This is a genomic window from Candidatus Liberibacter brunswickensis (assembly GCF_036858155.1).
Lineage (GTDB): Bacteria > Pseudomonadota > Alphaproteobacteria > Rhizobiales > Rhizobiaceae > Liberibacter > Liberibacter brunswickensis.
Map to the genome: position 1 here is coordinate 1 of NZ_JAAEJX010000008.1, position 24,894 is coordinate 24,894.

The window sequence follows — 24,894 nt, forward strand, 5'->3', positions numbered from 1 at the left end:
TGGAGTTCGTAAATTCTCTGCGACTATTTCAGCAGAAAATGGAGCAACTACTCATGAATTGATGGCCACTTATGGCTGGAAATCAGTAGCACAAGCAGAAAGATATACTCGGGGAGCTGATAGAGTACGTTTAGGAATCAATGCTTCTAAGGTTATTTCTGCTTCAATTAATCCCGAACCCAATAAAACAAGGTGCGGAGAATAATTGAAAAAAGCCATAATATCAAGGACTTAACGATAAATTAATAATTAAAAGAAATAATTAAAAGTTATTTGTGTTAATCTCATTCTTGTATTTCTTTTAAAACCTCAGCAGCTAGAGAACGCGTCATACCAATACTACGAGATAAAGCTAGATTATCCATTCTATCTACTAACTTTTCTGCAACAACAAAAGATCTTTCCATTCGTTGTACAATATAAGCAGCAAGTCTTTTATCAACAAAAATCTGTCTATCAGCAAACATTTTAACTATTATTTTTTCTAAACAATCATCATCTGGTATACTAATCTTAACTACTGTTGCAGCTTGCAAACGAGAACATAAATCTGGCAAGCATACCTCCCAAGAAACAGGTAGAGTCCGAGCTGTCATCATCAAGCTTGAATCATATTGATATACATTATTGATAATATGAAATAATTGAGTATCATTAAAATCTAAACGATCAACATCCTCTAATAGAACTGGTTTCCTCGTATCTATTAAAATAGAATCCAAGCTTTTATCAATATTATCAAGCCTTGTAGATTCGCTTTTTTCAGACCATATACGAGATAAAAAAGATTTTCCAGAACCACTAGGACCAACAATAATTACAACAGGAGATGGCCAAAATGGCCAAGAGTCTATTAGACGTATAGCATGTTCAATAGAATTATGCACCAAAAGATCATCACGATTAATTTCATTATGTCTAGGAAAAGATAAAAATAGTTGCTCTTCCTTGTTATACTTTATCTGATTACCATCTTTCCTCTTATCAGAAATAAATAAATTATAGTCATCCATCTTAAATTCACGATCTAGAATTAACCTATAAAAATACTAATTATTTGATAAAAAGATCCTCTACGATATTGCAGAAGAGCAATGGCCTATATAATAATGCCCATAGAATAAAAGCTTCAACAATAAAAGAATAAAACTGTTATAACATAGTATATTGATAAAACATACCATATAATTTCCCCTAGTAAGCTCTAAATAATAATAATTTTTAAGATTTAGGAGAATAAATTTGAATCATGAACAAAGGAGCGGGCTTACATATAGAGAGTCCGGCGTCGATATAGAAGCGGGGAATCTGACTGTTGAACAAATTAAATCAACTTTAAGATCTACAAAACGTGCAGGAACCATTGGAGAAATTGGTGGTTTTGGAGGTTTATTCGATCTTAAAAAAGCGGGTTTTATAGATCCTATCATGGTATCTTCCAGTGATGGAGTTGGAACTAAAATTAAAATTGCAGCAGAAATGGATAAGAATGACAGCATAGGAATAGATCTAGTAGCAATGTGTGTCAATGATATATTAACACATGGAGCTGAACCATTATTCTTTCTTGATTACTTAGCAAGCAGCAAACTGAATCCTGATCAGGCAACTTGCATTATAAATGGAATAGCAAAAGGATGTCTCAAAGCTGGATGTGCATTAATTGGTGGAGAAACCGCCGAAATGCCAGGGATATATCATGGAAAAGATTATGATCTTGCAGGATTTGCCGTAGGAGCAGTAGAAAGAAAACACCTACTCTCTACTGATAACGTGTGTGACGGGGATATAATCTTGGGGATACCTTCTTCTGGACTACATTCAAATGGTTTTTCATTAGTACGAAAAATTATTTCATTATCGAAATTATCATGGAAAGACCCTTCTCCCATTTCTTCCGAACATAGTTTAGGAGAAACGCTTTTGACACCAACGCGTATCTATGTCAATCCTCTATTACAAATCATAAAAAAAACGAGAAAAATAAAATCATTAGCACATATTACTGGGGGAGGATTAACAGAAAATATTCCAAGAGCTATTCCATCTCATCTTACTGCTAGCATTGACTTGAATTATATTGAAATTCCTAAAATTATATCGTGGTTATCTAAAAAAGCACACATAGATAATGTCGAAATATTACGTACTTTCAATTGTGGAATCGGAATGATTCTTATTATCCACCCAGAAAACAAAGAACTTATTATAAAAAGCTTTAAAGATAAAAATGAAAATATAATCCATCTTGGAGAAGTGATACCGCGCAATAACAAAAGATCTCCTATTCTCTACAAAGGATCACTATCGCTATGATTCGTAAGAATATCGTGATATTCATATCTGGAGAAGGTACAAATATGTTGTCTATTATTAAAGCGGCAAAGAAAAGTAATTATCCTGCTAAAATTATAGGAGTTGTTTCTGATAATCCTAGGGCAAATGGTCTTGTAAAGGCACAAAAAGAGAAAATACCTACTTATTCAATTCCTTATGAAGATTATCTTTCTAAGACAGAACATGAAAAAATAATTTTATCACACTTATCCTCTATAAAACCAGACTTAATATGCCTTGCAGGATATATGCGTCTCTTAAGCGAAAATTTCGTAGAATCATATAAAAATCAAATTATTAACATCCATCCGTCTTTACTTCCACTTTTCCCAGGGCTACATACGCACCGTAGAGTCTTGAAAAAAGGGCTAAAAATAACTGGATGCACTGTTCACATAGTTACTAAAAAAATGGATGAAGGCTTAATTATTGCTCAGGCAGCTGTACCTATATTATCAAATGATACGGAAGAAAGCCTTTCCCAAAAAGTTTTATCAGCTGAACACATATTATATCCTCTAGCAATTGAATATATGATTACAGGAAAAAAATTTAAATACAATAACCATAATTATCAAATAATTGGAATAGGATAAATGAATAATATAAGAATAAATTTATTTTTAATTCACTATATTTAAATAAGCAAAAATATTTATAAAAAAGAATGGTGTTCAAGAAGTAAAACATAGTTCTTTTATATTATTGGCAAAAATTTATATGCATCGAAAGTATCATTTTTTCTTGATATTATTTCCTAAAAATATAATTAATATGAGTATCCCAATATATAGAAAATATTAATTAGCAATCTTTACAAACCACCTCATCACCTAAACGCTGCCGATAATAAAAAACTTTATCAAAAACAATATTATCCAAATTCTTTGGCAAGATTATTGAAAGAATAATCGGATGATATGTCATAGAAACTTCAGCACGTACTATAAAAGTAGAATAATCCTTTATAGAATAGGGAATATCAAGATTTTGTTTATTATTGACTGTACCAGAAGACCAATGCCACTTTTCAAGAGATTTTTTATTTTTATCAATCCAATAGCCACTTATATTAATAGAACAATCGTTATTTACATATGGATACATAGTAGCATCTGAAAACTTTTTAAAACCTTGAAAATATTGTTTACTAACTAAAGTCTCTTGAGCAACTATATCTCCTATATAACTAGAAACACGAGTTAAACGCTTAGAGAAAGTGTATAACATAGTTATCTCGAACACTGAAAGATAAATTAGTAATAACACAGGAAAAATAAACGCCATTTCTATTGCAGCGACACCATCTACCATAGAAAAAAAACGAAGGATATAATTTTCAATACGTTTCATTATGTATTCTCTTTGCCAATAATTAATTATTATTTGAAAATTACTTAAGTAAGACAGTTTAAAAATATGGCTTATATAAACCTTATAAAAATTAGGAAATTCCTACATATCATCATATATTAAAAAGGCTCATTTTTAAATACTACAATCGATGTAATTAAAAAATCTGGGCTTTTCCCTGGATGCTTGACAGTAGACATATACCTACGAATAAAATCCGTAAATAATGGCCAGTGATAATATGCTCTCAATACGTTATAAGTCGAAGGACCACCAGGGTTAAAATCAAATTTGCTATCATCTATTTCAGAACTATAGTCATTTATATTTTTGCGAGGTATATTCGTGGAGATATCATTCAACGATTTAATTTTAATAACATCTATATACAAATCATAAGGCGATAATATTTCTTTGTTCGAACAATTAAATAAAACCTTCAGGTGACTACAAAAGACCTTTCGAAATTCCGTAAGAGATTTAGTGTTGCTTTGGTTTATTTCTCCCGTACGAATTTTACGAGATATTTCGTATGTCGCATTTTCAAAAATTTGTCCAGCAGTAAAAGATAAAGAAATTTCCAATATAGCAAAAACCAACATAAAATAAGGCATAGATAAAATTGCAAATTCAATAGCTACCGCACCTTCGCGTTTTAATATTGAAAGCCTCATACCTTGTAATAATTTTATTCTCATAATAGATCCGCAATTAAAATTATAAAAATTATCAACTATATAATACTCGTAATTACATACGAATAAGCAATTATTGCCAAATAATAACATAAAAAACTAAACATCTTATAAAAATACAATTTATTATTCTTATAAAAATAATTTAATAACTTTAAAAAATTATCTTTAATAAGATATAATATAAATGAAGCGACTAATACGGTTGTAAGCTCTATATAGAATGAGATAATTTGAACTAAAACATCCACTCATCTACAAGGCTTTTCTGATGAACCCAACAATAAAACTATATAACACCTTAGAACGAAAAACAATGCAATTTCAAGCTATAGAACCTTCGAACATTAGAATGTATGTTTGTGGCCCAACAGTATATGATTTTGCTCATATTGGCAATGCTAGGCCAATGATCGTATTTGACGTTCTTTATCGTCTTTTGCAGTACTGTTATGGAGAAAAATGTGTAACTTATGTCCGTAATATTACTGATATTGATGATAAAATAATTGAACGAGCACGTATAGAATATCCATCTGTATCTATAAACAATGCTATAAGTATAATAACAGAAAAAAATACAAAACAATTTATCAAGGATACAATGCGTCTATCATGCCTTTCACCTACACATCAACCACGTGCTACTGACCATATTCCTCAAATGATAAGCTTAATTCAATCGATAATATCAAATGGTAACGCATATGAATCAAAGAATGAAATTTTATTTGACACAAATTCTATACCAAATTACGGATCTTTTTCCAGACGTATAATAGATGATCAAAGAATAGGAATGCGTGTTTCCAAAAAATCCCATAAAAAACATCCTTCAGATTTTGTTCTTTGGAAAAAATCTACTTCATCAGAACCAGGATGGGAATCTCCTTGGGGTAAGGGTAGACCAGGATGGCATATAGAATGTTCGGCAATGTCTTCCCATTATCTCGGGAAAGTATTTGATATCCACGGAGGTGGACTTGATTTAATTTTCCCACATCACGAAAACGAAATAGCACAATCTTGTTGTGCTTATAAATTAGAAAAAACAGCTAATTTCTGGATTCATAACGGTTTTCTCAATTTAGAAGGACATAAAATGTCCAAATCAAATGGGAACTTTATTACAATAAACGAACTTCTTGAAACTAAAAAATTTGGAGGACGATCTTGGCCTGCTCCAGTCATACGACTTGCTATACTCATGACTCATTATAGAGAACCAATTGATTTTACTGTTCAACGCCTAATAGAAGCAGAAAAGTTATTGTCTAAGTGGCCTAGAAGCAAATCACCTAAAGGTAAAATTGATTCTTCAGTTATTTCTGCATTGTTTAATGATCTTAATACTGTATCAGCAATACAAGAGATTCACAAACTAGCACGAGAAAGTACAAGAAACCATGATTTAATACCTGTATTCAATGCCAGCACCCATATTTTGGGAATCGAAGTTTTCGAAGAACCTCTTAATAAGAATTTATCAATAGCAATTGAAGAATTAATACAAAAACGTATTGCTCTTTTAAATATAAAAAATTTTTCTTCTGCAGATTATATCAGAAAACAACTAGAATATAAAGGTTTTATAATAGAAGACTACAAAGAACCCACAACTGGAAAACGTATGACTAGGTGGAAACGTAAATAATGTTATTAAATTAATAATATTGATTGAGTATAATCGTTTAAGACACTAAATAAATATCATTATTTTTTTAATATAAATTTAATTGTTATGTAAATGGTTTAAAGTCTTGGTTAATAAAGGAAAAATATGGCACAAGAAACAATTCAAAAAGATACTTCTACAAATTGTAATCATAAAAGCAATATACAAATATCTATGACAGGCACTTTACTTGTATTTTGTTCATACGTTATTTGGGGATTGTCACCTCTATATACTCAGTTCTTAGAACACTTAGCTATCACTGAAGTGATTCCTCATCGTGTAATATGGTCTTTGCCGGGAGCTTTTTTTGCATTTTCTTATTTTGGTGGTGGATTACCTGTATTGAGAAATACCTTTCAAAACAAGAGACATATTACAATGCTTTTAATAAGTGCAACCCTTCTCGCTGCTCACTGGGGATGCTTTGTATATGCTCTCTTATCAGGACAAATTCTTCTAACATCTTTTAGCTTCTTTGTTTCTCCAGTTATTACGACACTTTTAGGAGTAATATTTTTAAAAGAGCGGTTAAATTATCTACAAATGATTGCAGCAGCACTTATTATTTTATCTTTAATAATAATGACATATTACAATGGAATACCATTTTTATCTTTGTCTATAGCTGTTACTTGGAGTTCTTACTGCTTTGCACGTAAAACAATTCCTGTAAATTCTAGTCAGGGATTCTTTGTAGAAATGTTCGTTCTAGCTGTTCCATCATTATCATATGTTTTGTGGAATATCTCTTCAGGAGAAGATCATTTTTTTCTACAGACTACGTCCGACACATTGTTATTGATAGGATACGGACTTATTAATTCATTTGTTTTCTGTATATTTGCGTATGGCATTCAAAGATCTCGTATAACAACTGTGGGAGTTATGGAATATATTTCACCACTTTTTGTGGCTTTCATTAGTGTTTTTGTATTAAGACAACCTATTGATACAGTACGCATTGTTGTTTTAATTATAGCTATTCTAGCTATTGTAATTTATTTGACATCAAACGTTATAGATGAAAAACAAAAAAATAAAATAATATCAAACTGATTATGAAGATCTTTCAAAAAATGGCTTTTAATAATTTTACTTTACCAAGAATCATAAAAAAAATTTGGCCATATATATGGCCTGATAACCAATTAGATCTGAAAATTAGGATTATAGGAGCGATGCTTTTTCTTATAGCATCTAAGTTTATAACGCTCGGAATTCCTTTCTTTTTTAAATGGGTTACAGATAATTTACTTGAACAATCTTTGTCTAATAAGACAGCATCTTATATCTCGATAACAACATTTATTTTAATAATATCATACGGCACAATGCGTATTGTAAGTCTAGTATTAAACCAGATTCGTGATTATCTATTTGTAGAAGTAGGTCAAGGAGCTACATGTACTTTATATCATCAAGTAGTGTCACACGCTTATAAACTATCACAACGTTTTCACATTGATTATAAAATTGGCAGATTATCTTCTGCAATAAGCAATGGTACAAAAGCCATAGAAACAATCATTCGCATTATAGTAATTCATTTTATACCAACAGTTTTAGAATTTTTGATTTCCATATCTTTCATATGGAATATCTATGGTATTACTTATGTTAATGTCATAGCTATTACAGTGGTTTTTTATGTTTGTTTTACTATAATAGCTAGCAATTGGCGTGTAGGTCTTTTTAAAAAGATGAACCAATTACTGCATTCATGCCATGCTACAGTATTTGATTCTCTTATTAATTTTGAAACGGTAAAATATTTCAATTCTGAAAAAATAGAAATCAAAAGGTTTGAAAAAAATATATCGGAATACAAAAAAGCTGCAATTTCTATATCAAATTCTTTAGGATGGTTAAATTTCGGACAGGGAATGATTTTTAGTATAGGAATGGTCATAATAATGATTATGTCTTCTCGTGCGGTTTATGCAGGAAAACAAACAATTGGAGATTTTGTTTTTATCAATGCATTACTAACTCAACTATCTATTCCACTAAATATCTTAGGTACAATATACCGTGATTCTCGTCAGAGTTTTATAGAAATAGAAGAACTTTTCAATATTCTAAATGAAAAAATAGAAATAGAAGATGATATAAATTCAAAAGATCTAGAAATAAAAAATTCTCATATAACTTTCAATAATGTTTTTTTCTCATATAATCCTAATACTTGCATTTTTGAAGGAATATCTTTTGAAATTTTACATGGTAAAAAAACAGCATTAGTTGGTAAATCTGGAGTAGGGAAATCAACTATTTCCAAGCTTATCTATAGATTATATGATATACAAGATGGTTGTATTACAATTGATGGTCAAGATATCAAGACTGTCACACAAGAATCTTTGCATCGAAGCATTGGTATCATTCCACAAAACACCATCCTTTTTAATGATACTTTACGGTATAATATTCTATATGGAAACCCAAATGCATCTGAACAGGATTTGTATAAAGCCGTTGAGATTGCACAACTAAAATCATTTATCATGAATTTACCAAATGGATATGATACTATAGTTGGAGAACGAGGATTAAAACTATCTGGAGGAGAAAAACAAAGAGTATCAATAGCTCGTGCCATTCTAAAGAATCCCCCAATAATGATTTTTGACGAAGCAACCTCATCTCTTGATGTCATTACAGAACAAAATATTCAAAAATCATTGAACACTATTTCAGAAAATCGAACTACTTTGGTTATAGCTCATAGATTATATACTATTTCAGATGCTGATAATATTATTGTATTGGATAAAGGAAAAATCGTAGAACATGGATCTCATGAAGATCTGATATCACTAGGTGGTATCTATGCTAATATGTGGGAAGAACAAAAAAAGATTTGATTCAATAAAATAAATGTAAATATTTTGTATATAAGCATCATACAAGAAATTTATTCATTCTATAATTAAATATTTACATTGTTTGTGTATTCTGATAGAAAATCTCTCTAAATACTAAATATTTTTAGATATATAAATATTAAAGGAGCAATTCTATCTATGAACCTCATCGGAGCGATTCGCAAGATTATAGTGCCCATCCATTTTCATGGTTGGCCTTTTATAATATCTTTTCTAGCACTCACAATAATCGTGGGGATGTGGTCTAGTTCATTATTATGGTTAGGAAGTATTATAACTGTTTGGTGTGCTTACTTTTTTAGGGATCCAGAAAGAGTTACACCAGTAGATCCAGATTTATTCATTAGCCCCGCTGACGGTAATGTATCTGCAATATGTGAAATAGAACCACCGCCAGAGCTAGAACTTGAAGATGGATCTATGTATCGTATTTCCATTTTTATGAGTATTTTTGACTGTCATGTAAATCGCATACCAATCAGCGGTGAAGTTGTAAGAAGTGTTCACCGTAATGGACAATTTTTAAATGCTTCTTTAGATAAAGCAAGTGAACAAAATGAAAGACAAAGCTTAGTTCTTAAAACTATTCATGGAAAAGTTGGTGTAGTACAAATTGCTGGATTTATAGCACGTAGAATTGTTTGTTGGGTTAAGCCAACTATGAAGGTTGAAGCAGGTGCACGTTTTGGAATAATAAGATTTGGATCAAGATTAGATGTTTTTTTACCTAAGACTGCTAATATACGCGTCGAGATTGGTCAAAAAACTGTATCTGGTGAAACAATAATTGCTGAATTTAACTCGACCAAGCCCTCCCTATTAGTATGTCGCACTTAACAGAAAGTTGTATATAGGCAAGGAAATTTCCCATGGTCAAAAAAGGGAATGACTTTTTTCTTGATGATCTTAACCTATCCGATAAGGATCAAACAGAATTTTCCAATATCCAGGATAATAAAAATATTTTAAGAAAAAGGGAAACTATTCCTTTTAGATTTTTATTTCCTAATTTGGTAACGATTCTGGCAATATGTTCGGGATTTAGTGGAATAGGATCTGCTCTAGAAGGTAATTATGAAACTGCAGTATGTATGGTGCTTGTCGCTGCTTTTCTTGATGGAATTGATGGACGTATAGCTAGACTAATGAAAGCAACTTCAAAGTTTGGCGCACAAATGGATTCAATAGCCGATGTAATTAATTTTGGCGTTGCCCCCTCTTTAGTAACTTATATTGTTGTATTACATAAAGCTAATACTTTTGGGTGGAGCATATCTCTTATGTATACAATAGCAATAAGTTTACGTCTAGCAAGATTTAATATTATGAATGAATGCGATCATAAAGAATCATGGCAGGATGAATATTTTGTTGGTGTTCCGGCTCCGCTCGGAGCAATACTGCTAATGCTACCATTGTATATAAATTTTTTGGGTTTTAAAATTAGTGTAATGTATGGATATGGATCAGCAATTTATGCTATGATCATCAGCTTTTTATTATGTTCACGATTACCAATTTGGTCTGGAAAAAAAATAAATGTAAGATTTGTATTACCAATTGTACTTTGCTCTGTAGCTTATATAGCATTCATGATACACTTCTTATGGGAAATAATAATCTTTAGCACGTTATGTTATATTATTTTTCTGCCAATTTCATTTTGTTATTGGCACAAAAGTTATGGAATTAAAGTGCAAAATAAGAAAATATAAAAGATACATAGTAAAAAACATTAAATCTAATAAATAATTTTTATGATCATAATAACTTAGATTTTACATAATTTTGAATATAGCGAACATATATATTTATATAAAATAGTGGATAAATATATCAAATTATTTTTAAAAAGATGATTTTTTTCCTTAAAATTTAAAATTATAAATAATATTGATAGTAGTAAGTATTCTTTTATATATTGGATAAATATCTGCTAAAAAATAATGTAGAAAATTTACATAAATACTTATTATAAGCAAATAAAATATATGAAAACAGTGTAAGGGAAAAGTTTGCGCTATTATTGGTATAGTATTTCTATGTGTTTAATGTTTTTTATAATAGGTTTTATATCATTTATAAACTGTGTTCAAAGAATGAGGATACCTAATCATCCACTTGTCAACGCCATCGTGGTATTAACTGGAGAAAAGATTAGAATAGAAAAATCATTTGAATTACTTGAAAACAACATAGGATCTAAAGTTTTTATATCAGGAGTTCATCATTCTGTTAGTAAGGATATTTTGATTAAAAAAATACCTATAAAAAAAGATTTAGCAGAATGTTGCATAGATATAGGATACAAAGCACTTAATACATCAGGAAATGCTACAGAAATATCCGAATGGGCTAAAAAACATAATTTTCATCATGTTCTCATAGTTACTCATGACTATCATATAATTAGAACATTCCTTGAATTAAATAGAGTTAATAATACCATAAATTTTATTCCCTATCCCATAATCAGCCCTAGTGTACAAAATAATAATTTAATCTTAAATATGAGAATGTTAATAATAATTTTCATAGAATATTTGAAGATTTTACTATTATCTGTACAAAATGAATTGCATTACAATTTTTTATAGCACTAATTTAAAAACATCTACAAATGGATTATATGACTATGATTTTTTTGCGATCTTTAATTTTTAATATAGTATTTTTTATTCATATTTTTATAGCATCGATTATTTTTTTATTTGCATGTTGCTTTGTAAGTCGAAAGAAATGCTTACTTATTGCACAAAAATCAGCACATATAAACCAAATATTTTTAAAGTATATTACAAAAACAAATATTCAAATAGAAGGCATAGATAATATTCCAACTACAGGATGTATTATAGCAATCAAGCACCAGTCATCTTGGGATACATTTTATTTTTTAACATGTATCAAGGATCCAATCTTTATATTAAAACACACTGTTTTTTACATACCAGTACTAGGATTTTACTTTTTAAAACAAGGCATGATCGGAGTTAAACGTAATTCAAAAAGCATTGATATGAAGAATATTATCAAACGAGCTAAAAAAGCAGTTGTAAATAATCGCCAATTGATCATATATCCTGAAGGAACACGCCGCCCTCCAGGAGATAAGCCTATTTATAAAAGAGGAATTGCACATATATATGATGCTCTATCAATTCCTGTTATCCCGATTGTCGTACATGCGGGATTGTTTTGGCCACGTAGAAAATTTATGCGTTATCCAGGAAATTTTAAAGTAAGAGTTTTAAAACCAATACCTGCTGGCATACCAAGAAAACAGTTTTTTGCAGAACTTCAAGAAAAGATGGAATATGAAAGCAATAATCTTTTGCTTGAGACAGTTCGCGATAATCCTCAATTACATCTTCCTAAATCCACAAAAAAAGCCTTAAATAACTTACAAAAGAATATAAAGTGCATTTAAAATTAACTAAAATAAAATAATTCATGGTTTTCTTTATTCTGTATATTTAAAGATTTTTTTTATAGAAGAAAAAATATTTTTAATCTAATCCATTAGAAATAAATTTATTATTTAAAGTTGAAACTGTTTGAGGAACTAAAATTGGAACTGGAATACGTTTAGCTTTAGATTCTATTACTGGAATCCCTTGATATAAAATTTTTCTTGCTTCTACTGCATAAACTCCAGCAAATCCTGGCCCCAAAATATTACCGATTCTTTCAAAAACTGGCCATAATTTTAGCATAAACTTCTTATGCGTAGGAGGGAAAAAAAGGGATCTTGAAATTGTAGATACAGTAAAATTAGTTTCTTTCAAGAGAGAAATGATCTGATATAATGCGTAAGGTTGTCCTGAACCAAATGGAGTATGTTCCATACGCGTCCAACAACCACGTCGATTAGGGATAATGATAATCATACGGCCACCTGATGACAATACTCTCCATATTTCAGCCAACATTAAAAAAGGATCTTCCGCAAACTCTAAATAATGAACCATTAAAATACAATCAATAGAAGAGTCTAAAAGTGGTAGGCTTTCTTCAAAAACCAACGCAGTTGAAGAAAAATTATCACCTGGCCAGTTTGTAGCTCCCTGACCTGCAGGCATAAATGCTAAGTTGCATTCTGTTTTCCCCTCAAAATAAGGGAAGAAAGGAACAGCATAACCTAATCCTAACAAACGACATCCTGTAACATCATCCCATATTGTTGACAATACTTTAGATATAGCATCTTTAGTACATTCACCAAGAAAAGAACTATAAAACTGTTGAAGTTCAATGATATCAACTCGCATAATACTCTGCCTAATAGATTATTTGATTATTAGTAATCGTTTTTATATTAATAATAGATTTTTATATAAAAAAATTATAGAAGAAAAAATATGAAATCACTAAATATCAATATATCCCTTTATTATGATAATTTTTGCATTCTTGTTCATAATAATGAACACCAATTAACAGCCTCTATTGACGCTCCTGATACACACACCATTGTAAAAATGCTCAAAAAACAAAATTGGTCTCTAACACATATCTTCAATACACATTACCATATAGATCATACACGAGCTAACTTAGACCTAAAAAGAATTTTTAATTGCAAAATATTCGGACCTATAAAAGAATCAGATAAAATCCCTGGTATAGACCATGCATTTTATAACAGAGATACTTTTGAGTTTGGATCACATCCAGTACAAATTATAGCCACTCCAGGACATACTATCGGACACATTTGTTACCATTTTACAAAAGATCATATTCTTTTTGCAGGAGATACATTGTTTTCATTAGGATGCGGAAAAATCCTTGAAGGAAGTTATGTCGAAATGTTTGAATCATTATCAATAATAAATTCTTATCCAGATAAAACACGTATTTATTTTGGACATGAGTATACAAAAAACAATGCCAAATTCGCCTTATCTTGCGATCCTAACAATATAGAATTAAAAGAATATTATTCTAGGATAAACATTCTACGTTCTCAAAATCTTTATACTAATCCAACGACTATATCTCTTGAGAAAAAAGTTAACCCTTTCTTACGAACAAAAAATACTTCCTTACGTAAAAATTTAGACATGGAAAACGCAAGCGATTTAGATATTTTTACCGAACTTCGCATTCGTAAAGATCAATTTAAATAAAATCTCATTACTAAATTTTTACTATGAAACATCAAAAAAATACATATTATCCAAGAGGAGAAAAAATTTTATTATTATAACTTCTACCCTTATTATTTAGAAGATACTATAATTTCAAGGCTAAATATGATAAAATAGGACTAGCATTTTAAAAATTATCGATGTATGAATTACCGATGAGATTTATAAATATTAATATGATATCTGGTGTAATTGCTTACATGAATTTATCGCATAATGCTATTCTGTAAATAAGAGAAAGAAAATATTTTTTCTTTCTTATCCAGATAAAAGGAGCAAAATTGTGTCACGAGTTTGTGAATTAACTAAAAAAACCATCATGTCAGGCAATAAAGTTAGCCATTCTAACAATAAAACTAGAAGGTGTTTTCTCCCAAATCTTTGCAAAATTACGCTAATTTCTGATATTATGGAACAAAAATATCATCTTCGTATTTCTAAATACGCATTGCGCTCTGTTGAACGGCAAGGAGGATTAGATCAATTCCTATTGGATTCTAAAAAAGATAATCTCTCTGATCGTATGCGTACCTTACGTAATCAAATAATAAAAAAAATGTCTGAAAAGTCTTCTTGACAAAAAATATTTACAAACTTGGTTTATTATCACGTATTTTTTTTATTAATAAAATTACATAAATTATAATTTAGAGCATTTTAATATTGAAAATTATATTTATGTCATTGAAAATATAATGTTCCGTATTATGGTGGTTTACGAGAAAAATCGTAACAAGACAACAACTTAAGGCAACCGGAGTATTATTTATAAAGATCAGTATTCTACTTAACAAAACCCAGCTTTTTTCAGTACTTTATATGCTTGTACAGCATCCTGAAAATGTTCTTTAGATCCACAGTCTCCCCCATTTACATCGGGATGATGTCTTTTCACCAAATCTTTATATCTTTTCCTTATCTCTTCACAAGAAGAATCATAAGACAAACCCAATACTTCGAATGCGTTATACTGCAAAGAATTTAAGCAGTTTTCTGGTCTATCAGAAAAATGGCCATAAGAACCTTTCTGATCATTGAAAAATGAAGTATCTTCAGGATAACGGGTAGCATATAAATGAGTTGTCCAAGTGAAACGCTCCCCAGTTGATGCTTCTTTTTGATAACGACTAACCTCATCATTAGAAAGATCTAAAAAATAATTATATCCTTTATTGTATTTTTTAACATGATCAAGACAGAAAAGGAAAAATTGCTCCTCAGCACCACTACCTACTGGGGCACGATATTCTCCTATACATTGGCAATTATCCCATTGACATATAGAAGACTTAAGAGTTGGAGCGTTCTTTTTCTTCTTTTTACGAGTTCGAATACGATCGAAATACTTTGAATCAAGTTTCATAACGGCTACTGTAACTAACTATACAAGGTTAAAACAAGAAAACTTCTTGAGAATAATATCCACCATATAAAATGAATAGGAAACAAAATGCAAACTTATCACATATCACTTATCAACAGAATAACAGAAAAAATACGTTACGCACTATCCCCTGATTATTTACAAGTAATAGACGAAAGCCATCTTCATGTTGGACATCAACCAGGATTCAACGGATTAAATGAAACTCACATCCGTATAAAGATTGTATCCAAAAGCTTCATAGGTATAAGTCGTATTTTACGACATAAAAAAATCTATGAACTATTAAACAAAGAAATAAAAGAAGAGCTACACGCACTATCCATAGAAGCTTTTTCTCCCGACGAAAAACATTAGATACTTACATTACTGTTTTTTTCTTTGTACGATCCTTTTAAAAATCACTAGTCTTAATGATATTTTTTTTTAAATATCGATACTAATGGATATATCACTTAGTATCATAGAGCAATGTTATCTAAAATAATTTCGTACAAAAAATAGTATAATCAAGAAAATATGAACATAGAATCAAGATATCATCTCATGATTTATCCTAGCTATCTTTCTCAAAAGAGATAATATAAAAAAATAATTTCTAAAGCATTTTTTATCTTTGCCTAATATTGTTACGTAGTTGACATAATAACTATAATACTATTATCAAATATTAAATAGATTCTATTAATGAGGATCTTCAAGCACATAAATCATAAATTTTTATAGATACTAAAAAGTTATTTTAAAATATTTTGACAAAAATAAAAACGAAAATAGGACAAAATAAAGACGTCATCGGACTTTTCTTAGAAATGATGACTTATGAAAGAGCATCTAGTATTAATACACTATCTGCTTATAAAAAAGACTTGGAAGAAATACAAATATTTCTCTGCAATTGTGGTACATCACTATTAAAAGCTTCTGAAAATGATATTGTTTCTTATCTAAATTATCTGTCTCAAAGAGAGTTAGTCGCTAATTCTAAAAGGAGGAAAATATCTGTAATACGACAATTCTACAATTTTCTTTGTTCTGAAGGAATTCGCAAAGATAACCCTTCTGCCACCCTTGTCCTTCCAAAAAAAAACCATACACTGCCTAAAATACTAAACAAAAAAAACATATCAGATCTTTTACAAAGGGCTTATACAGAAGCAAAAGATCCTTCTCCAGGTCAATCGAAACGCATACGTACATTTTTATTGATAGAGTTGCTATATGCTACTGGTATGCGAGTAAGCGAGTTAGTAACACTATCCTCCCATATTCTAAACTTAAAAGAGCGTACAATGATAATTAAAGGGAAAGGTAATAAAGAACGCATGGTTGTTCTTTCTCCTTCTGCATTGCATGCATTACAAATATACAAAGAAAATTTCTATTCTACAACAAATCTGATCGATAGCCCGTGGTTATTTCCATCATCTACCAAGAAAGGACATATATCACGTCAAGTGTTTGCAAGAGATTTAAAAAAATTAGCCAATCGTTCTGGCATTCCAACAGAAAGCATTTCTCCACATATAATACGTCATGCATTCGCGAGTCATCTTCTTGAAGGTGGAGCTGATCTACGCACTATACAAATGCTTTTAGGTCATACAGACATATCAACAACTCAAATATACACTCACCTTTTATCAAATAAATTGCAAAAATTAATTCAAGATCATCATCCCCTTGCTAAGAAGGAAAAGAAATAATAGAATTGGTCGTCCACTAAATATTTTTAAAATAAGAGTAAATATTAATATGCATCATTATTTTGATTTTGAACAACCAATATCTGATCTAGAAGCGAAGATTCATGAACTTAAAAAATTATCACGAGAAAATGAGAATATTGATTGTTCCGAGGAAATTCATGAATTAGAGAAAGTAGTTTACAAAACTCTATCTGATATTTACTCAAAACTTACCCCTTGGCAAAAAACTCAAATTTCCAGGCACCCCAATAGACCCCATTATGTTGATTATGTAAATTCTCTCTTTACTCACTTTATACCTCTTGCAGGAGATCGACTATTTGGAGATGACCCAGCAATGCAAATTGGCCTTGCTAGATTTCATGGACAACCTGTCGCTATTGTAGGACAAGAAAAAGGATGTGACACAAAATCAAGAATCAAACATAATTTCGGTAGTCCACGCCCCGAAGGATATCGTAAGGCTATACGTCTTATGGAAATAGCTGATAGATTTAAAATACCTGTAATATCATTAGTAGATACAGCAGGAGCTTATCCTGGAATGGATGCAGAAGCACGAGGACAAGGAGAAGCAATTGCTCGTTCTACTGAGATGTGTCTTAAATTACAAGTACCAATGATTTCTATAATTATTGGCGAAGGTGGATCTGGTGGAGCAATAGGAATAGCTGCTGCTAATTTTGTTTATATGTTAGAATATTCTATTTACAGCGTTATTTCTCCAGAAGGTGCTGCCTCAATTCTTTGGAAAGATCCTTCTCGTGCACAACAAGCCGCTATGGCTATGAAGATAACAGCAGCTGATTTAAAGGATCTTTCCATAATTGATGGAATTATTCCAGAACCTATAGGAGGAGCTCATAGAAATCATGCTCAAACCATTTCCTCTGTTAGCGAAGTAATAAGTAAATTCTTATCAGAAACATCAATGTATTCTGGAAAAGAGATACGCAAACATCGACATGAAAAATATCTGAATATTGGTAGAACATTATAATCATTTAATATAATTTATGATATTTTTTATTTATCAAAGAATCAAAGATTTTAAAGTGACGAGCTTAAATAATTTTTTATTGTTTATAATATTGATGTTAATAGGTGGATGCAATAGCCAACGTTTATTCGTTGATAAAGCAGAATATCCCTTATCAAAAAGTCTTACGTTATCTATGAAAAAACAAAGGACTTCTGCTTATCATCCTGCTTTGATACGTATCTTTAAAAAAGAAAAAATTCTTGAAATATGGAAACTTAATGATGATTACCAATATGTTCTGTTGAAAAAATATGATATATGTGCATGGTCAGGAACCTTTGGGCCTAAGATAGAAATAGGAGATGGACAGGCTCCTGAAGGGTTTTACTATATTGGATGGAATAATTTAAATCCTAATTCAAAATACTTTCTATCAATTAATATCGGATTTCCTAATGAATTCGATAAAACACATAATAGAACAGGAACTGACCTAATGATTCATGGAGGATGTGAATCTGCTGGTTGCTATGCAATGGATAACAAACAAATGGTAGAAATATATGCGATCATAAGGGATTCACTCAGAGGTAATATGCAATCTTATGTACAAATACAAGCATTCCCTTTCAGAATGACATCTAAAAATATGAAAATTTATCGCGATCATCCAAGTTATCTTTTCTGGAACATGCTAAAAATAGGCCATGATTATTTTGAGAATACTCATCAAGAACCAATTGTAAAAATACTAAATAAACATTACATATTTTTAAAAGAATAATGCGTATTAGATTACCATTTGTATCTATTTAAAATATATACTATAATTATATTTCTACTTAAAATTTATATATAAAAATATCTAATATATTATATTTAAAATTAGTAGAAAAGTAATAATTTAAATTATAAATAAATAAATTTTTAACTTATATTTTATCTTTCTGATTAGTGTAATATTAAATTATAACTTATGAATCTTAAATAGCTGTACCATTTGATAGTTATACAATATCTTGTATATAGAAGAAATGTTATATACTGTATTAAAAATTAATCTTTGATAATTTCATTTTCCTTGGATATATTTTGTTATCATATTATCAGGAATAAATAGTAGTCTACTAGCTAGGAGTAAAAACTATGGAAAGTATACGCAGCGTAGAAGATAAAATCAAGATTTTGATACCCTACTCCTTCATGAGAAGATGCAGGTTGCGATTGAATATCAAAATGAAGCATGGGCTGGTGGTATAGCAGATGGTATAGAGCCAGAAATTATTGCTAATGCCGCCATTACTCAAGCAATACGCGAAACAGTACGGATCCACGGAGAAGAGAAGGTGGAGTCATTGATAAATTCAATAGTTGCCCGTATGTTAGTTAGTAGGAGAATTTTCGCCTGAAAGAGTTATTCAGTAAAATTGATAATTGCTAATAGTGATATAAAAGTATTATATTGTAAGTTATTAGGAAAAACACTTAAAGTAAGTTAGTAAAAATAATATATTTAGCATAGTAGAAAATCCGTAAGGATTATTCACAAGTTTAAAAGATATTAATAATAATAAAATAGATTTTTTTTTGAGAAAGTGAATGTCATCCGTTTACCTATCTAACCGGTCGTTTATCAAAGTAAGAGGTAACTCCGCTGTATCTTTTTTACAAAATATTATAACAGCAGATATATCCTCGTTGCCTTTTAAAGTCGCGCGTAGCAGTGCAATTCTCACCCCTCAAGGAAAAATTTTATTTTATTTTCTAATAAGCAAAGTTGAAGAAAAAGTATTTTTACTAGAAGTAGACACAAACAAACGTGACTCTTTGATTGAAAAACTTGCTTTTTATAAATTGCGATCAGATGTTGTTCTAGAAATACAACCGATAAATGGAATAACATTATTTTGGAACAAAAAGTATATATCCGATCATCCCTCATTTGTTGATGAACGTTTTTCAATAGCAAATGTATTACTTTACAGAACGTGGGGATACAATGATAATGCCACATATGATGTTACAGAATATAATAAACTTAGAATTAATTATGGAATAGTTGATCCTGATACTGACTTTTTACCATCTACTATATTCCCCCACGATGCATTGATGGATCTCACTAAAGGAATCTCTTTTACAAAAGGCTGTTATATTGGTCAAGAAGTTGTGTCACGAATTCAACACCGAGGGATAATACGCAAACGTCCGATAATTATCACAGGGAAAGATACTCTCCCTCCTAGCGGATCCTATATAGTTGTTAATAATGTAAAAATAGGAATACTCGGAGTATCTGCAGGGAAAAAAGCTCTATCAATAACACGAACAGATAAGATAAATGATGCTATAAAAAAATGTATGATAATAACAGTTAATGGAATTGAGGTAATACCAACTTTTCCTAAATTATTAGAATATAATGAATGTATATCAAAATAATATCTTTAACAATAAGTATTGATTTCATAAATAATAAAGTAGTATTATTATACTCAAGTTATAACTAAACTTGCATATATATTATAAATTATTATTGCATGAAAGATAATGAATATATATATTTGCAAAGGTTAATATTTTGTCATTGATTATTTATAATTTTGGTACTAAAAAATTAATTTTTAAATATTATATCAATGATGAAACTTGGTAGTTGTTGTAATTTTAATAACGTCTTTGTCTGTTTGTATTTATTTTGTATACATGCATTAGTTGCATTGAAAAATATTTGTTTGAGAAAATTTTGACAACAAGCAAAGATATTTTTTATCCATATAATTTTAAGGGAATAAGATAGTGATCGCATTGTTTCCTCTTTTAAGTATTTTTTTTAAAAATATCAAATACTCATTTTTTGTAGTTACGATATTTTCATTATCTAGTTGCTTTTTATTAAAGCCTGGTATATCTGTGCCAGATCTTGAATCTCTAGAAAATATGAACAATGAACAATTACTAACTGTTGTAGATACCGTAGGAGAAAAGTACAAAGCACATCCTAAAAACAAAATAATAGGAATTATATATGCAGATGTATTAAAAAGAGTTGGACGTATTTCTCAAGCACTTGCTGTCATGAGACAAATGGCTATATTCTATCCAAAAGATCAAGAAGTGCTATCGGCTTATGGAAAAGCTTTAGCAAATGCTGGATACCTAAGTGAAGGTCTTAATGCTATTGATCGTGCACAAAGACCTGACATGCCCGATTGGAGATTAATATCTGCCAAAGCATCTATTCTAGCTCAGATGGGCAAACATTCTGAAGCACTATTAGAATATGAAAAAGCTCTAGAATTATCTCCCAATGAATCATCTATTGTTTCTAATATGGCTATGTCCTATCTCCTCATGGGAGATTTAAAGACAGCAGAAGAAAAACTACGATATGCTTCTAAAATGATAGGATCTGATAGTCGTGTAAGACAAAATTTAGCATTAGTGGTTGGTTTGCAAGGACGTATAAAAGAAGCTTATTCTATAGCATCAAATGAATTATCCTCTGAAGAGGCTGAGACAAATATGAGATATATCAAATCAATTATTTTCCAAAAAGATCCTTGGAAAAAAATTGCTAAGAAAGAAAATAATATTAATAAGGAGAGAAGATCTTTTTATTAAAAAAGATAAATTATCTATAAAAATTATTTTGATTATTATTGGATTTTCGAAGCAAGATAAACTTCTTATATATCAAATAAATAATTTTTATATTTCTTGGTATATTTTTATTATTTATAAGATTATATTAAAATTTTTTTTGTACTCTAAAAAAATCAAGTTTACCATGTAATAAGTATCTTTACTTTAAAAAGATTACTTATTATTCGGGAAAATAACTATCCATTTCTACATTTTATGTTGTAATTGATTCTATAACTTTTTATAACTTAAACTAGAGTGATTTTTAACATCAAATGTCATATTATAAATATTTATTATAGTATGAAAAAAAAATTTAATGCATTGCATAACTTATTTTACATAATAAATAAAAATTTCACTGATTTATTTGTTTTTTTATTGATCTTATATATATGTGAAAAAAGATTTTTATTCTAAAAATTTATGGTTGTAAATTAACTGATAATCAATAAAAAAGTTGATTATTAAAAAAATACTTCTAAAAATAATCCTATAAAACCAATTAATATTCTCCATAAAGCAAAAGGAGCATATCCTTTCTTTGCTATAAAGTTCAGTAAATATCGTATAACAATTAGACTAGTGATAAAAGAAGATATACAACCAAAAATAATCTCCTGTCCTATATCATTCATTATAACACTATAATTTTTATAATAATCCAGTGCACAAGCACCAATAATTGTTGGAATTGCTATGAAAAAAGAAAATTCTGCCGCAGAAGTTTTATCAGCCCCTAGAAACAATGCACCGGTAATAGTAGCTCCTGAACGAGATACACCAGGAATCAAAGAAAAACATTGAAAAAAACCTATTTTAATGGATAAAGGTATAGGATAATTTTCAATACAAAAATATTTTGATTTAAATTTCAAACGATCAACTAATAATAATACAAATCCACCAATAATTAGATTATAGTATACAAGAATTTTTTCTTTAAATAGTATTGATTTGATAAAATTATATGAAAAAAAACCAAATACTGCCGCAGGAAAAAATCCACAGAATAGAACTATTACAAAATGACGTTTAGCAGAACTAAATGGAAGAGAAAAGAATATAGAAATAATTCTGCTAAAGTAAACATATAATAATGCAGAAACAGCTCCTAATTGAACTAAGATAGTAAAACTACTACCCAAATCACCCCCTAATAATCGATTTACAATTAACAAATGCGCTGTTGAAGAAACAGGCATAAATTCTGTTAATCCCTCTACTATTCCCAAAATAAGTGAGACAATTAAAGAATGTCTTAACATTTATATCTCGCAATATTTTAATTGATTGTTTACTTATCTACATCTTGCATCTATTATTTCTACATAATACAATGCGAAATAAATATTCAACATAATCTTAATTTATATCCACTTTGAAAAATCAAAATCAAACCTTAAAGCACAATGTCTAAACTTTACCATTATCCTATGTCATCTAGTTCAAGATTCGTAAGGTTAATTCTTAGTGAATATGACTTTAAACCTGATATGATAGAGGAATATCCTTGGGGAAAACGCCGTGAATTTTTGAAACTAAATCCATCTGGCGGACTTCCCGTTTACATAGTAGATAATCATCCGCAAGCATTATGCGGTTTTGCCATTATTTCTGAATATCTTGATGAAATATATGGTTCAGTTACAAAGAAGAATCGTCTTTTTCCTACTGATCCATTTCAAAGAGCAGAAACACGTAGAATGATCGAATGGTTTATGTATCAAATAGAATACGATGTTACACGACCATTAGTTAATGAACGTGTTTATAAATTACATATGACTACTGAACAAGGCGGAGGATCTCCTGATTCTAAAGCACTACGTATAGCACGTAAAAACATGCGAGAACATACGAAATACATAACATGCATCATAAAATCAAGATCATGGATTGCTGGTGACCATATCAGTTATGCTGATTTCGCAGCTTCTGCAACAATTTCGGTACTTGATTATCTAGGAGAAATAGATTGGGAGAGCTTCCCTATTATCAAGGAATGGTATCAAAGAATAAAATCTCGTCCTTCGTTTCGCCCTATTCTATCAGAACGTATTCGAGGATTGCTACCCGTTTCACATTATACTGATCTTGATTTTTAAGCATAGTGTATTATTGTCTATAATATAACGATAAAATTTCCCCGAATACTTATTTTTAAAATTTGTCTATAGTCGAGGATTTAAAGATGCACCTCATGATATTCGGCGCTGGTTATACTGGACAATTCATCGCAGATGAAGCATTAAAAGCAGGAATACAAATATCAGGAACTACAAGATCAGAAACTAATTTTCCAATATTAAATAATAAAGGAATATCATCTGTTATATTTGCGAATAAACAAATAAATAGCGTATTACAAAAAAAGCTATATAGCACTACACACATCGTACAATGCATTGAACCTGAAAATACAGGGGATCCATTAATTATGTCTATGGGAGAAGATTTTTATAAATTAGTACCTAATCTCAAATGGATTGGATATCTTTCTAGCACAAGTGTCTATGGAAATCGCGAAGGACAATGGGTAGATGAAAATTCTTTTATATATCCGATTTCTTGTATTGCTACTAAAAGATTTAACGCAGAAAAAGAATGGCTTTCAATAGCAAAAAAACTAAATGTTAAATTAGCAATCTTGCGATTATCTGGAATTTATGGAGAAGGACGTAATCCTTTTATCAAAATAAAACAAAAAACTTCAGTAAGATTAATTAAAAAAAATCAAGTATTTAATAGAATTAGAGTAGAAGACATAGCTAGAGCAGTTTTTTTCTTTACTAATCATAATATTGGAGGAATTTTCAATATCAGTGATGACGAACCAGCTCCTTCACAAGATGTAATAACGGAAGCTGCTTCTATCATGAACGTAATCCCTCCACCAGAAAAATATTTTGATACGACATATATATCACCTACTACCAGATTTTTTTATGCGGATAACAAAAGAATATCAAATGCAAAAATTAAGTCACTTGGATTTAACTTTTTATATCCTAATTATCGCATATCACTCAAACAATTATGGAAACAAATAAAAAGCATATAAAAACACACT

Annotated in this window: 25 protein-coding genes and 2 pseudogenes; 21 read left to right on the forward strand and 6 right to left on the reverse strand. The window is 29.9% G+C overall.

Translation table 11 applies throughout. From position 1 onward, the window contains the following. Positions 1-205: pseudogene (locus tag GY664_RS02915) on the forward strand (tyrosine-type recombinase/integrase); the annotation flags it as partial. A gap of 79 nt (positions 206-284) precedes the next feature. Here the strand turns inward: GY664_RS02915 and GY664_RS02920 are convergent. Then, the gene (locus tag GY664_RS02920) at positions 285-1,013 is read right to left on the reverse strand and encodes a P-loop NTPase family protein (protein WP_333947973.1); all 729 of its coding nucleotides are present in this window, start codon (positions 1,011-1,013) and stop codon (positions 285-287) included. Between the two features lie 229 nt (positions 1,014-1,242). Here GY664_RS02920 and purM point away from each other — a divergent pair, with 229 nt between their 5' ends. Together purM and purN are read left to right on the forward strand one after the other, a co-directional pair. Next, a complete protein-coding gene (purM, locus tag GY664_RS02925; RefSeq protein WP_333947974.1) occupies positions 1,243-2,316 on the forward strand; it encodes a phosphoribosylformylglycinamidine cyclo-ligase in 1,074 nt (357 codons plus the stop codon). Beyond that, complete coding sequence (purN, locus tag GY664_RS02930; protein WP_333947975.1) at positions 2,313-2,933, forward strand: phosphoribosylglycinamide formyltransferase; 621 nt, start codon at positions 2,313-2,315, stop codon at positions 2,931-2,933. The genes purM and purN overlap by 4 nt, the downstream gene beginning before the upstream one ends. A 208-nt stretch (positions 2,934-3,141) precedes the next feature. On the opposite strand, the gene GY664_RS02935 is transcribed toward purN, so the two are convergent. Both GY664_RS02935 and GY664_RS02940 read right to left on the reverse strand, forming a co-directional pair. Further along, complete coding sequence (locus tag GY664_RS02935) at positions 3,142-3,690, reverse strand: TadE/TadG family type IV pilus assembly protein (protein WP_333947976.1); 549 nt, start codon at positions 3,688-3,690, stop codon at positions 3,142-3,144. A 119-nt stretch (positions 3,691-3,809) separates the two neighbouring features. Next, entirely contained in the window at positions 3,810-4,388 is a 579-nt protein-coding gene (locus tag GY664_RS02940) for a TadE/TadG family type IV pilus assembly protein (RefSeq protein ID WP_333947977.1), read from the reverse strand. A 268-nt stretch (positions 4,389-4,656) separates the two neighbouring features. On the opposite strand from GY664_RS02940, the gene cysS reads away from it, so the two are divergent. From cysS to GY664_RS02975, 7 genes are all read left to right on the forward strand, one after another. Further along, complete coding sequence (cysS, locus tag GY664_RS02945) at positions 4,657-6,039, forward strand: cysteine--tRNA ligase (RefSeq protein ID WP_333947978.1); 1,383 nt, start codon at positions 4,657-4,659, stop codon at positions 6,037-6,039. 126 nt (positions 6,040-6,165) lie between these two features. Next, a complete protein-coding gene (locus GY664_RS02950; RefSeq protein ID WP_333947979.1) occupies positions 6,166-7,119 on the forward strand; it encodes an EamA family transporter in 954 nt (317 codons plus the stop codon). 20 nt (positions 7,120-7,139) lie between these two features. Beyond that, the gene (locus GY664_RS02955; RefSeq protein WP_333947980.1) at positions 7,140-8,927 is read left to right on the forward strand and encodes an ABCB family ABC transporter ATP-binding protein/permease; all 1,788 of its coding nucleotides are present in this window, start codon (positions 7,140-7,142) and stop codon (positions 8,925-8,927) included. A gap of 159 nt (positions 8,928-9,086) precedes the next feature. Beyond that, complete coding sequence (locus GY664_RS02960) at positions 9,087-9,785, forward strand: phosphatidylserine decarboxylase (RefSeq protein WP_333947981.1); 699 nt, start codon at positions 9,087-9,089, stop codon at positions 9,783-9,785. Between the two features lie 32 nt (positions 9,786-9,817). Next, positions 9,818-10,663: a CDP-diacylglycerol--serine O-phosphatidyltransferase gene (gene pssA / locus GY664_RS02965; protein ID WP_333947982.1), complete on the forward strand. Its 846-nt coding sequence runs from the start codon at positions 9,818-9,820 to the stop codon at positions 10,661-10,663. A gap of 300 nt (positions 10,664-10,963) precedes the next feature. Beyond that, positions 10,964-11,545: a YdcF family protein gene (locus GY664_RS02970; RefSeq protein WP_333947983.1), complete on the forward strand. Its 582-nt coding sequence runs from the start codon at positions 10,964-10,966 to the stop codon at positions 11,543-11,545. 38 nt (positions 11,546-11,583) lie between these two features. Beyond that, positions 11,584-12,378, forward strand: coding sequence for a lysophospholipid acyltransferase family protein (locus GY664_RS02975; protein ID WP_333947984.1), 795 nt, complete (start codon positions 11,584-11,586; stop codon positions 12,376-12,378). 79 nt (positions 12,379-12,457) lie between these two features. Here the strand turns inward: GY664_RS02975 and GY664_RS02980 are convergent, their stop codons facing one another. Beyond that, entirely contained in the window at positions 12,458-13,219 is a 762-nt protein-coding gene (locus tag GY664_RS02980; RefSeq protein WP_333947985.1) for a class I SAM-dependent methyltransferase, read from the reverse strand. A 90-nt stretch (positions 13,220-13,309) separates the two neighbouring features. On the opposite strand from GY664_RS02980, the gene gloB reads away from it, so the two are divergent. Beyond that, the gene (gene gloB / locus GY664_RS02985) at positions 13,310-14,080 is read left to right on the forward strand and encodes a hydroxyacylglutathione hydrolase (protein ID WP_333947986.1); all 771 of its coding nucleotides are present in this window, start codon (positions 13,310-13,312) and stop codon (positions 14,078-14,080) included. 304 nt (positions 14,081-14,384) lie between these two features. Then, entirely contained in the window at positions 14,385-14,678 is a 294-nt protein-coding gene (gene rpmB, locus GY664_RS02990; RefSeq protein WP_333947987.1) for a 50S ribosomal protein L28, read from the forward strand. A gap of 210 nt (positions 14,679-14,888) precedes the next feature. On the opposite strand, the gene GY664_RS02995 is transcribed toward rpmB, so the two are convergent. Beyond that, the gene (locus tag GY664_RS02995; protein ID WP_333947988.1) at positions 14,889-15,464 is read right to left on the reverse strand and encodes a J domain-containing protein; all 576 of its coding nucleotides are present in this window, start codon (positions 15,462-15,464) and stop codon (positions 14,889-14,891) included. An 87-nt stretch (positions 15,465-15,551) separates the two neighbouring features. Between GY664_RS02995 and GY664_RS03000 the strand changes: the two genes are divergently transcribed. The 7 genes and pseudogenes from GY664_RS03000 to GY664_RS03030 all read left to right on the forward strand — a co-directional run bounded on the left by GY664_RS03000 (position 15,552) and on the right by GY664_RS03030 (position 21,800). Then, on the forward strand, positions 15,552-15,842 hold the full coding sequence (locus GY664_RS03000) for a BolA family protein (protein WP_333947989.1): 291 nt from the start codon (positions 15,552-15,554) through the stop codon (positions 15,840-15,842). A gap of 404 nt (positions 15,843-16,246) precedes the next feature. Then, positions 16,247-17,191 carry a site-specific tyrosine recombinase XerD gene (locus tag GY664_RS03005; RefSeq protein ID WP_408612129.1) on the forward strand — a complete coding sequence of 315 codons (945 nt, stop codon included), beginning with the start codon at positions 16,247-16,249 and terminating at the stop codon, positions 17,189-17,191. A gap of 49 nt (positions 17,192-17,240) precedes the next feature. Beyond that, positions 17,241-18,194 (forward strand): acetyl-CoA carboxylase carboxyltransferase subunit alpha, encoded by a 954-nt coding sequence (locus GY664_RS03010; protein WP_333947992.1) that lies wholly within the window; start codon positions 17,241-17,243, stop codon positions 18,192-18,194. A gap of 55 nt (positions 18,195-18,249) precedes the next feature. Continuing rightward, a complete protein-coding gene (locus GY664_RS03015) occupies positions 18,250-18,960 on the forward strand; it encodes a murein L,D-transpeptidase family protein (protein ID WP_333947993.1) in 711 nt (236 codons plus the stop codon). 427 nt (positions 18,961-19,387) lie between these two features. After that, positions 19,388-19,601, forward strand: a pseudogene (locus GY664_RS03020) (hypothetical protein). A gap of 174 nt (positions 19,602-19,775) precedes the next feature. Continuing rightward, positions 19,776-20,618, forward strand: a complete 843-nt coding sequence (gene ygfZ, locus GY664_RS03025) for a CAF17-like 4Fe-4S cluster assembly/insertion protein YgfZ (RefSeq protein ID WP_333947994.1) — start codon at positions 19,776-19,778, stop codon at positions 20,616-20,618. A gap of 357 nt (positions 20,619-20,975) precedes the next feature. Then, positions 20,976-21,800 carry a tetratricopeptide repeat protein gene (locus GY664_RS03030; protein WP_333947995.1) on the forward strand — a complete coding sequence of 275 codons (825 nt, stop codon included), beginning with the start codon at positions 20,976-20,978 and terminating at the stop codon, positions 21,798-21,800. A gap of 488 nt (positions 21,801-22,288) precedes the next feature. Here GY664_RS03030 and GY664_RS03035 read toward each other — a convergent pair whose 3' ends face one another. Beyond that, positions 22,289-23,089: an undecaprenyl-diphosphate phosphatase gene (locus GY664_RS03035; RefSeq protein WP_333947996.1), complete on the reverse strand. Its 801-nt coding sequence runs from the start codon at positions 23,087-23,089 to the stop codon at positions 22,289-22,291. A gap of 144 nt (positions 23,090-23,233) precedes the next feature. On the opposite strand from GY664_RS03035, the gene GY664_RS03040 reads away from it, so the two are divergent. Together GY664_RS03040 and GY664_RS03045 are read left to right on the forward strand one after the other, a co-directional pair. Then, complete coding sequence (locus GY664_RS03040) at positions 23,234-23,929, forward strand: glutathione S-transferase family protein (protein ID WP_333947997.1); 696 nt, start codon at positions 23,234-23,236, stop codon at positions 23,927-23,929. 86 nt (positions 23,930-24,015) lie between these two features. Beyond that, on the forward strand, positions 24,016-24,885 hold the full coding sequence (locus GY664_RS03045) for an NAD-dependent epimerase/dehydratase family protein (protein ID WP_333947998.1): 870 nt from the start codon (positions 24,016-24,018) through the stop codon (positions 24,883-24,885). Positions 24,886-24,894: the final 9 nt, after the last annotated feature.

Excerpts from the sequence above, each read along its gene's own strand:
- GY664_RS02920 (WP_333947973.1), bottom strand. The coding sequence starts at position 1,013 with ATGGATGACTATAATTTATTTATTTCTGATAAGAGGAAAGATGGTAAT.
- purN (WP_333947975.1), top strand. The coding sequence starts at position 2,313 with ATGATTCGTAAGAATATCGTGATATTCATATCTGGAGAAGGTACAAAT.
- GY664_RS02935 (WP_333947976.1), bottom strand. The coding sequence starts at position 3,690 with ATGAAACGTATTGAAAATTATATCCTTCGTTTTTTTTCTATGGTAGAT.
- GY664_RS02940 (WP_333947977.1), bottom strand. The coding sequence starts at position 4,388 with ATGAGAATAAAATTATTACAAGGTATGAGGCTTTCAATATTAAAACGC.
- cysS (WP_333947978.1), top strand. The coding sequence starts at position 4,657 with ATGAACCCAACAATAAAACTATATAACACCTTAGAACGAAAAACAATG.
- GY664_RS02950 (WP_333947979.1), top strand. The coding sequence starts at position 6,166 with ATGGCACAAGAAACAATTCAAAAAGATACTTCTACAAATTGTAATCAT.
- GY664_RS02955 (WP_333947980.1), top strand. The coding sequence starts at position 7,140 with ATGGCTTTTAATAATTTTACTTTACCAAGAATCATAAAAAAAATTTGG.
- GY664_RS02960 (WP_333947981.1), top strand. The coding sequence starts at position 9,087 with ATGAACCTCATCGGAGCGATTCGCAAGATTATAGTGCCCATCCATTTT.
- pssA (WP_333947982.1), top strand. The coding sequence starts at position 9,818 with ATGGTCAAAAAAGGGAATGACTTTTTTCTTGATGATCTTAACCTATCC.
- GY664_RS02975 (WP_333947984.1), top strand. The coding sequence starts at position 11,584 with ATGATTTTTTTGCGATCTTTAATTTTTAATATAGTATTTTTTATTCAT.
- GY664_RS02980 (WP_333947985.1), bottom strand. The coding sequence starts at position 13,219 with ATGCGAGTTGATATCATTGAACTTCAACAGTTTTATAGTTCTTTTCTT.
- gloB (WP_333947986.1), top strand. The coding sequence starts at position 13,310 with ATGAAATCACTAAATATCAATATATCCCTTTATTATGATAATTTTTGC.
- GY664_RS02995 (WP_333947988.1), bottom strand. The coding sequence starts at position 15,464 with ATGAAACTTGATTCAAAGTATTTCGATCGTATTCGAACTCGTAAAAAG.
- GY664_RS03000 (WP_333947989.1), top strand. The coding sequence starts at position 15,552 with ATGCAAACTTATCACATATCACTTATCAACAGAATAACAGAAAAAATA.
- GY664_RS03010 (WP_333947992.1), top strand. The coding sequence starts at position 17,241 with ATGCATCATTATTTTGATTTTGAACAACCAATATCTGATCTAGAAGCG.
- ygfZ (WP_333947994.1), top strand. The coding sequence starts at position 19,776 with ATGTCATCCGTTTACCTATCTAACCGGTCGTTTATCAAAGTAAGAGGT.
- GY664_RS03035 (WP_333947996.1), bottom strand. The coding sequence starts at position 23,089 with ATGTTAAGACATTCTTTAATTGTCTCACTTATTTTGGGAATAGTAGAG.
- GY664_RS03040 (WP_333947997.1), top strand. The coding sequence starts at position 23,234 with ATGTCTAAACTTTACCATTATCCTATGTCATCTAGTTCAAGATTCGTA.
- GY664_RS03045 (WP_333947998.1), top strand. The coding sequence starts at position 24,016 with ATGCACCTCATGATATTCGGCGCTGGTTATACTGGACAATTCATCGCA.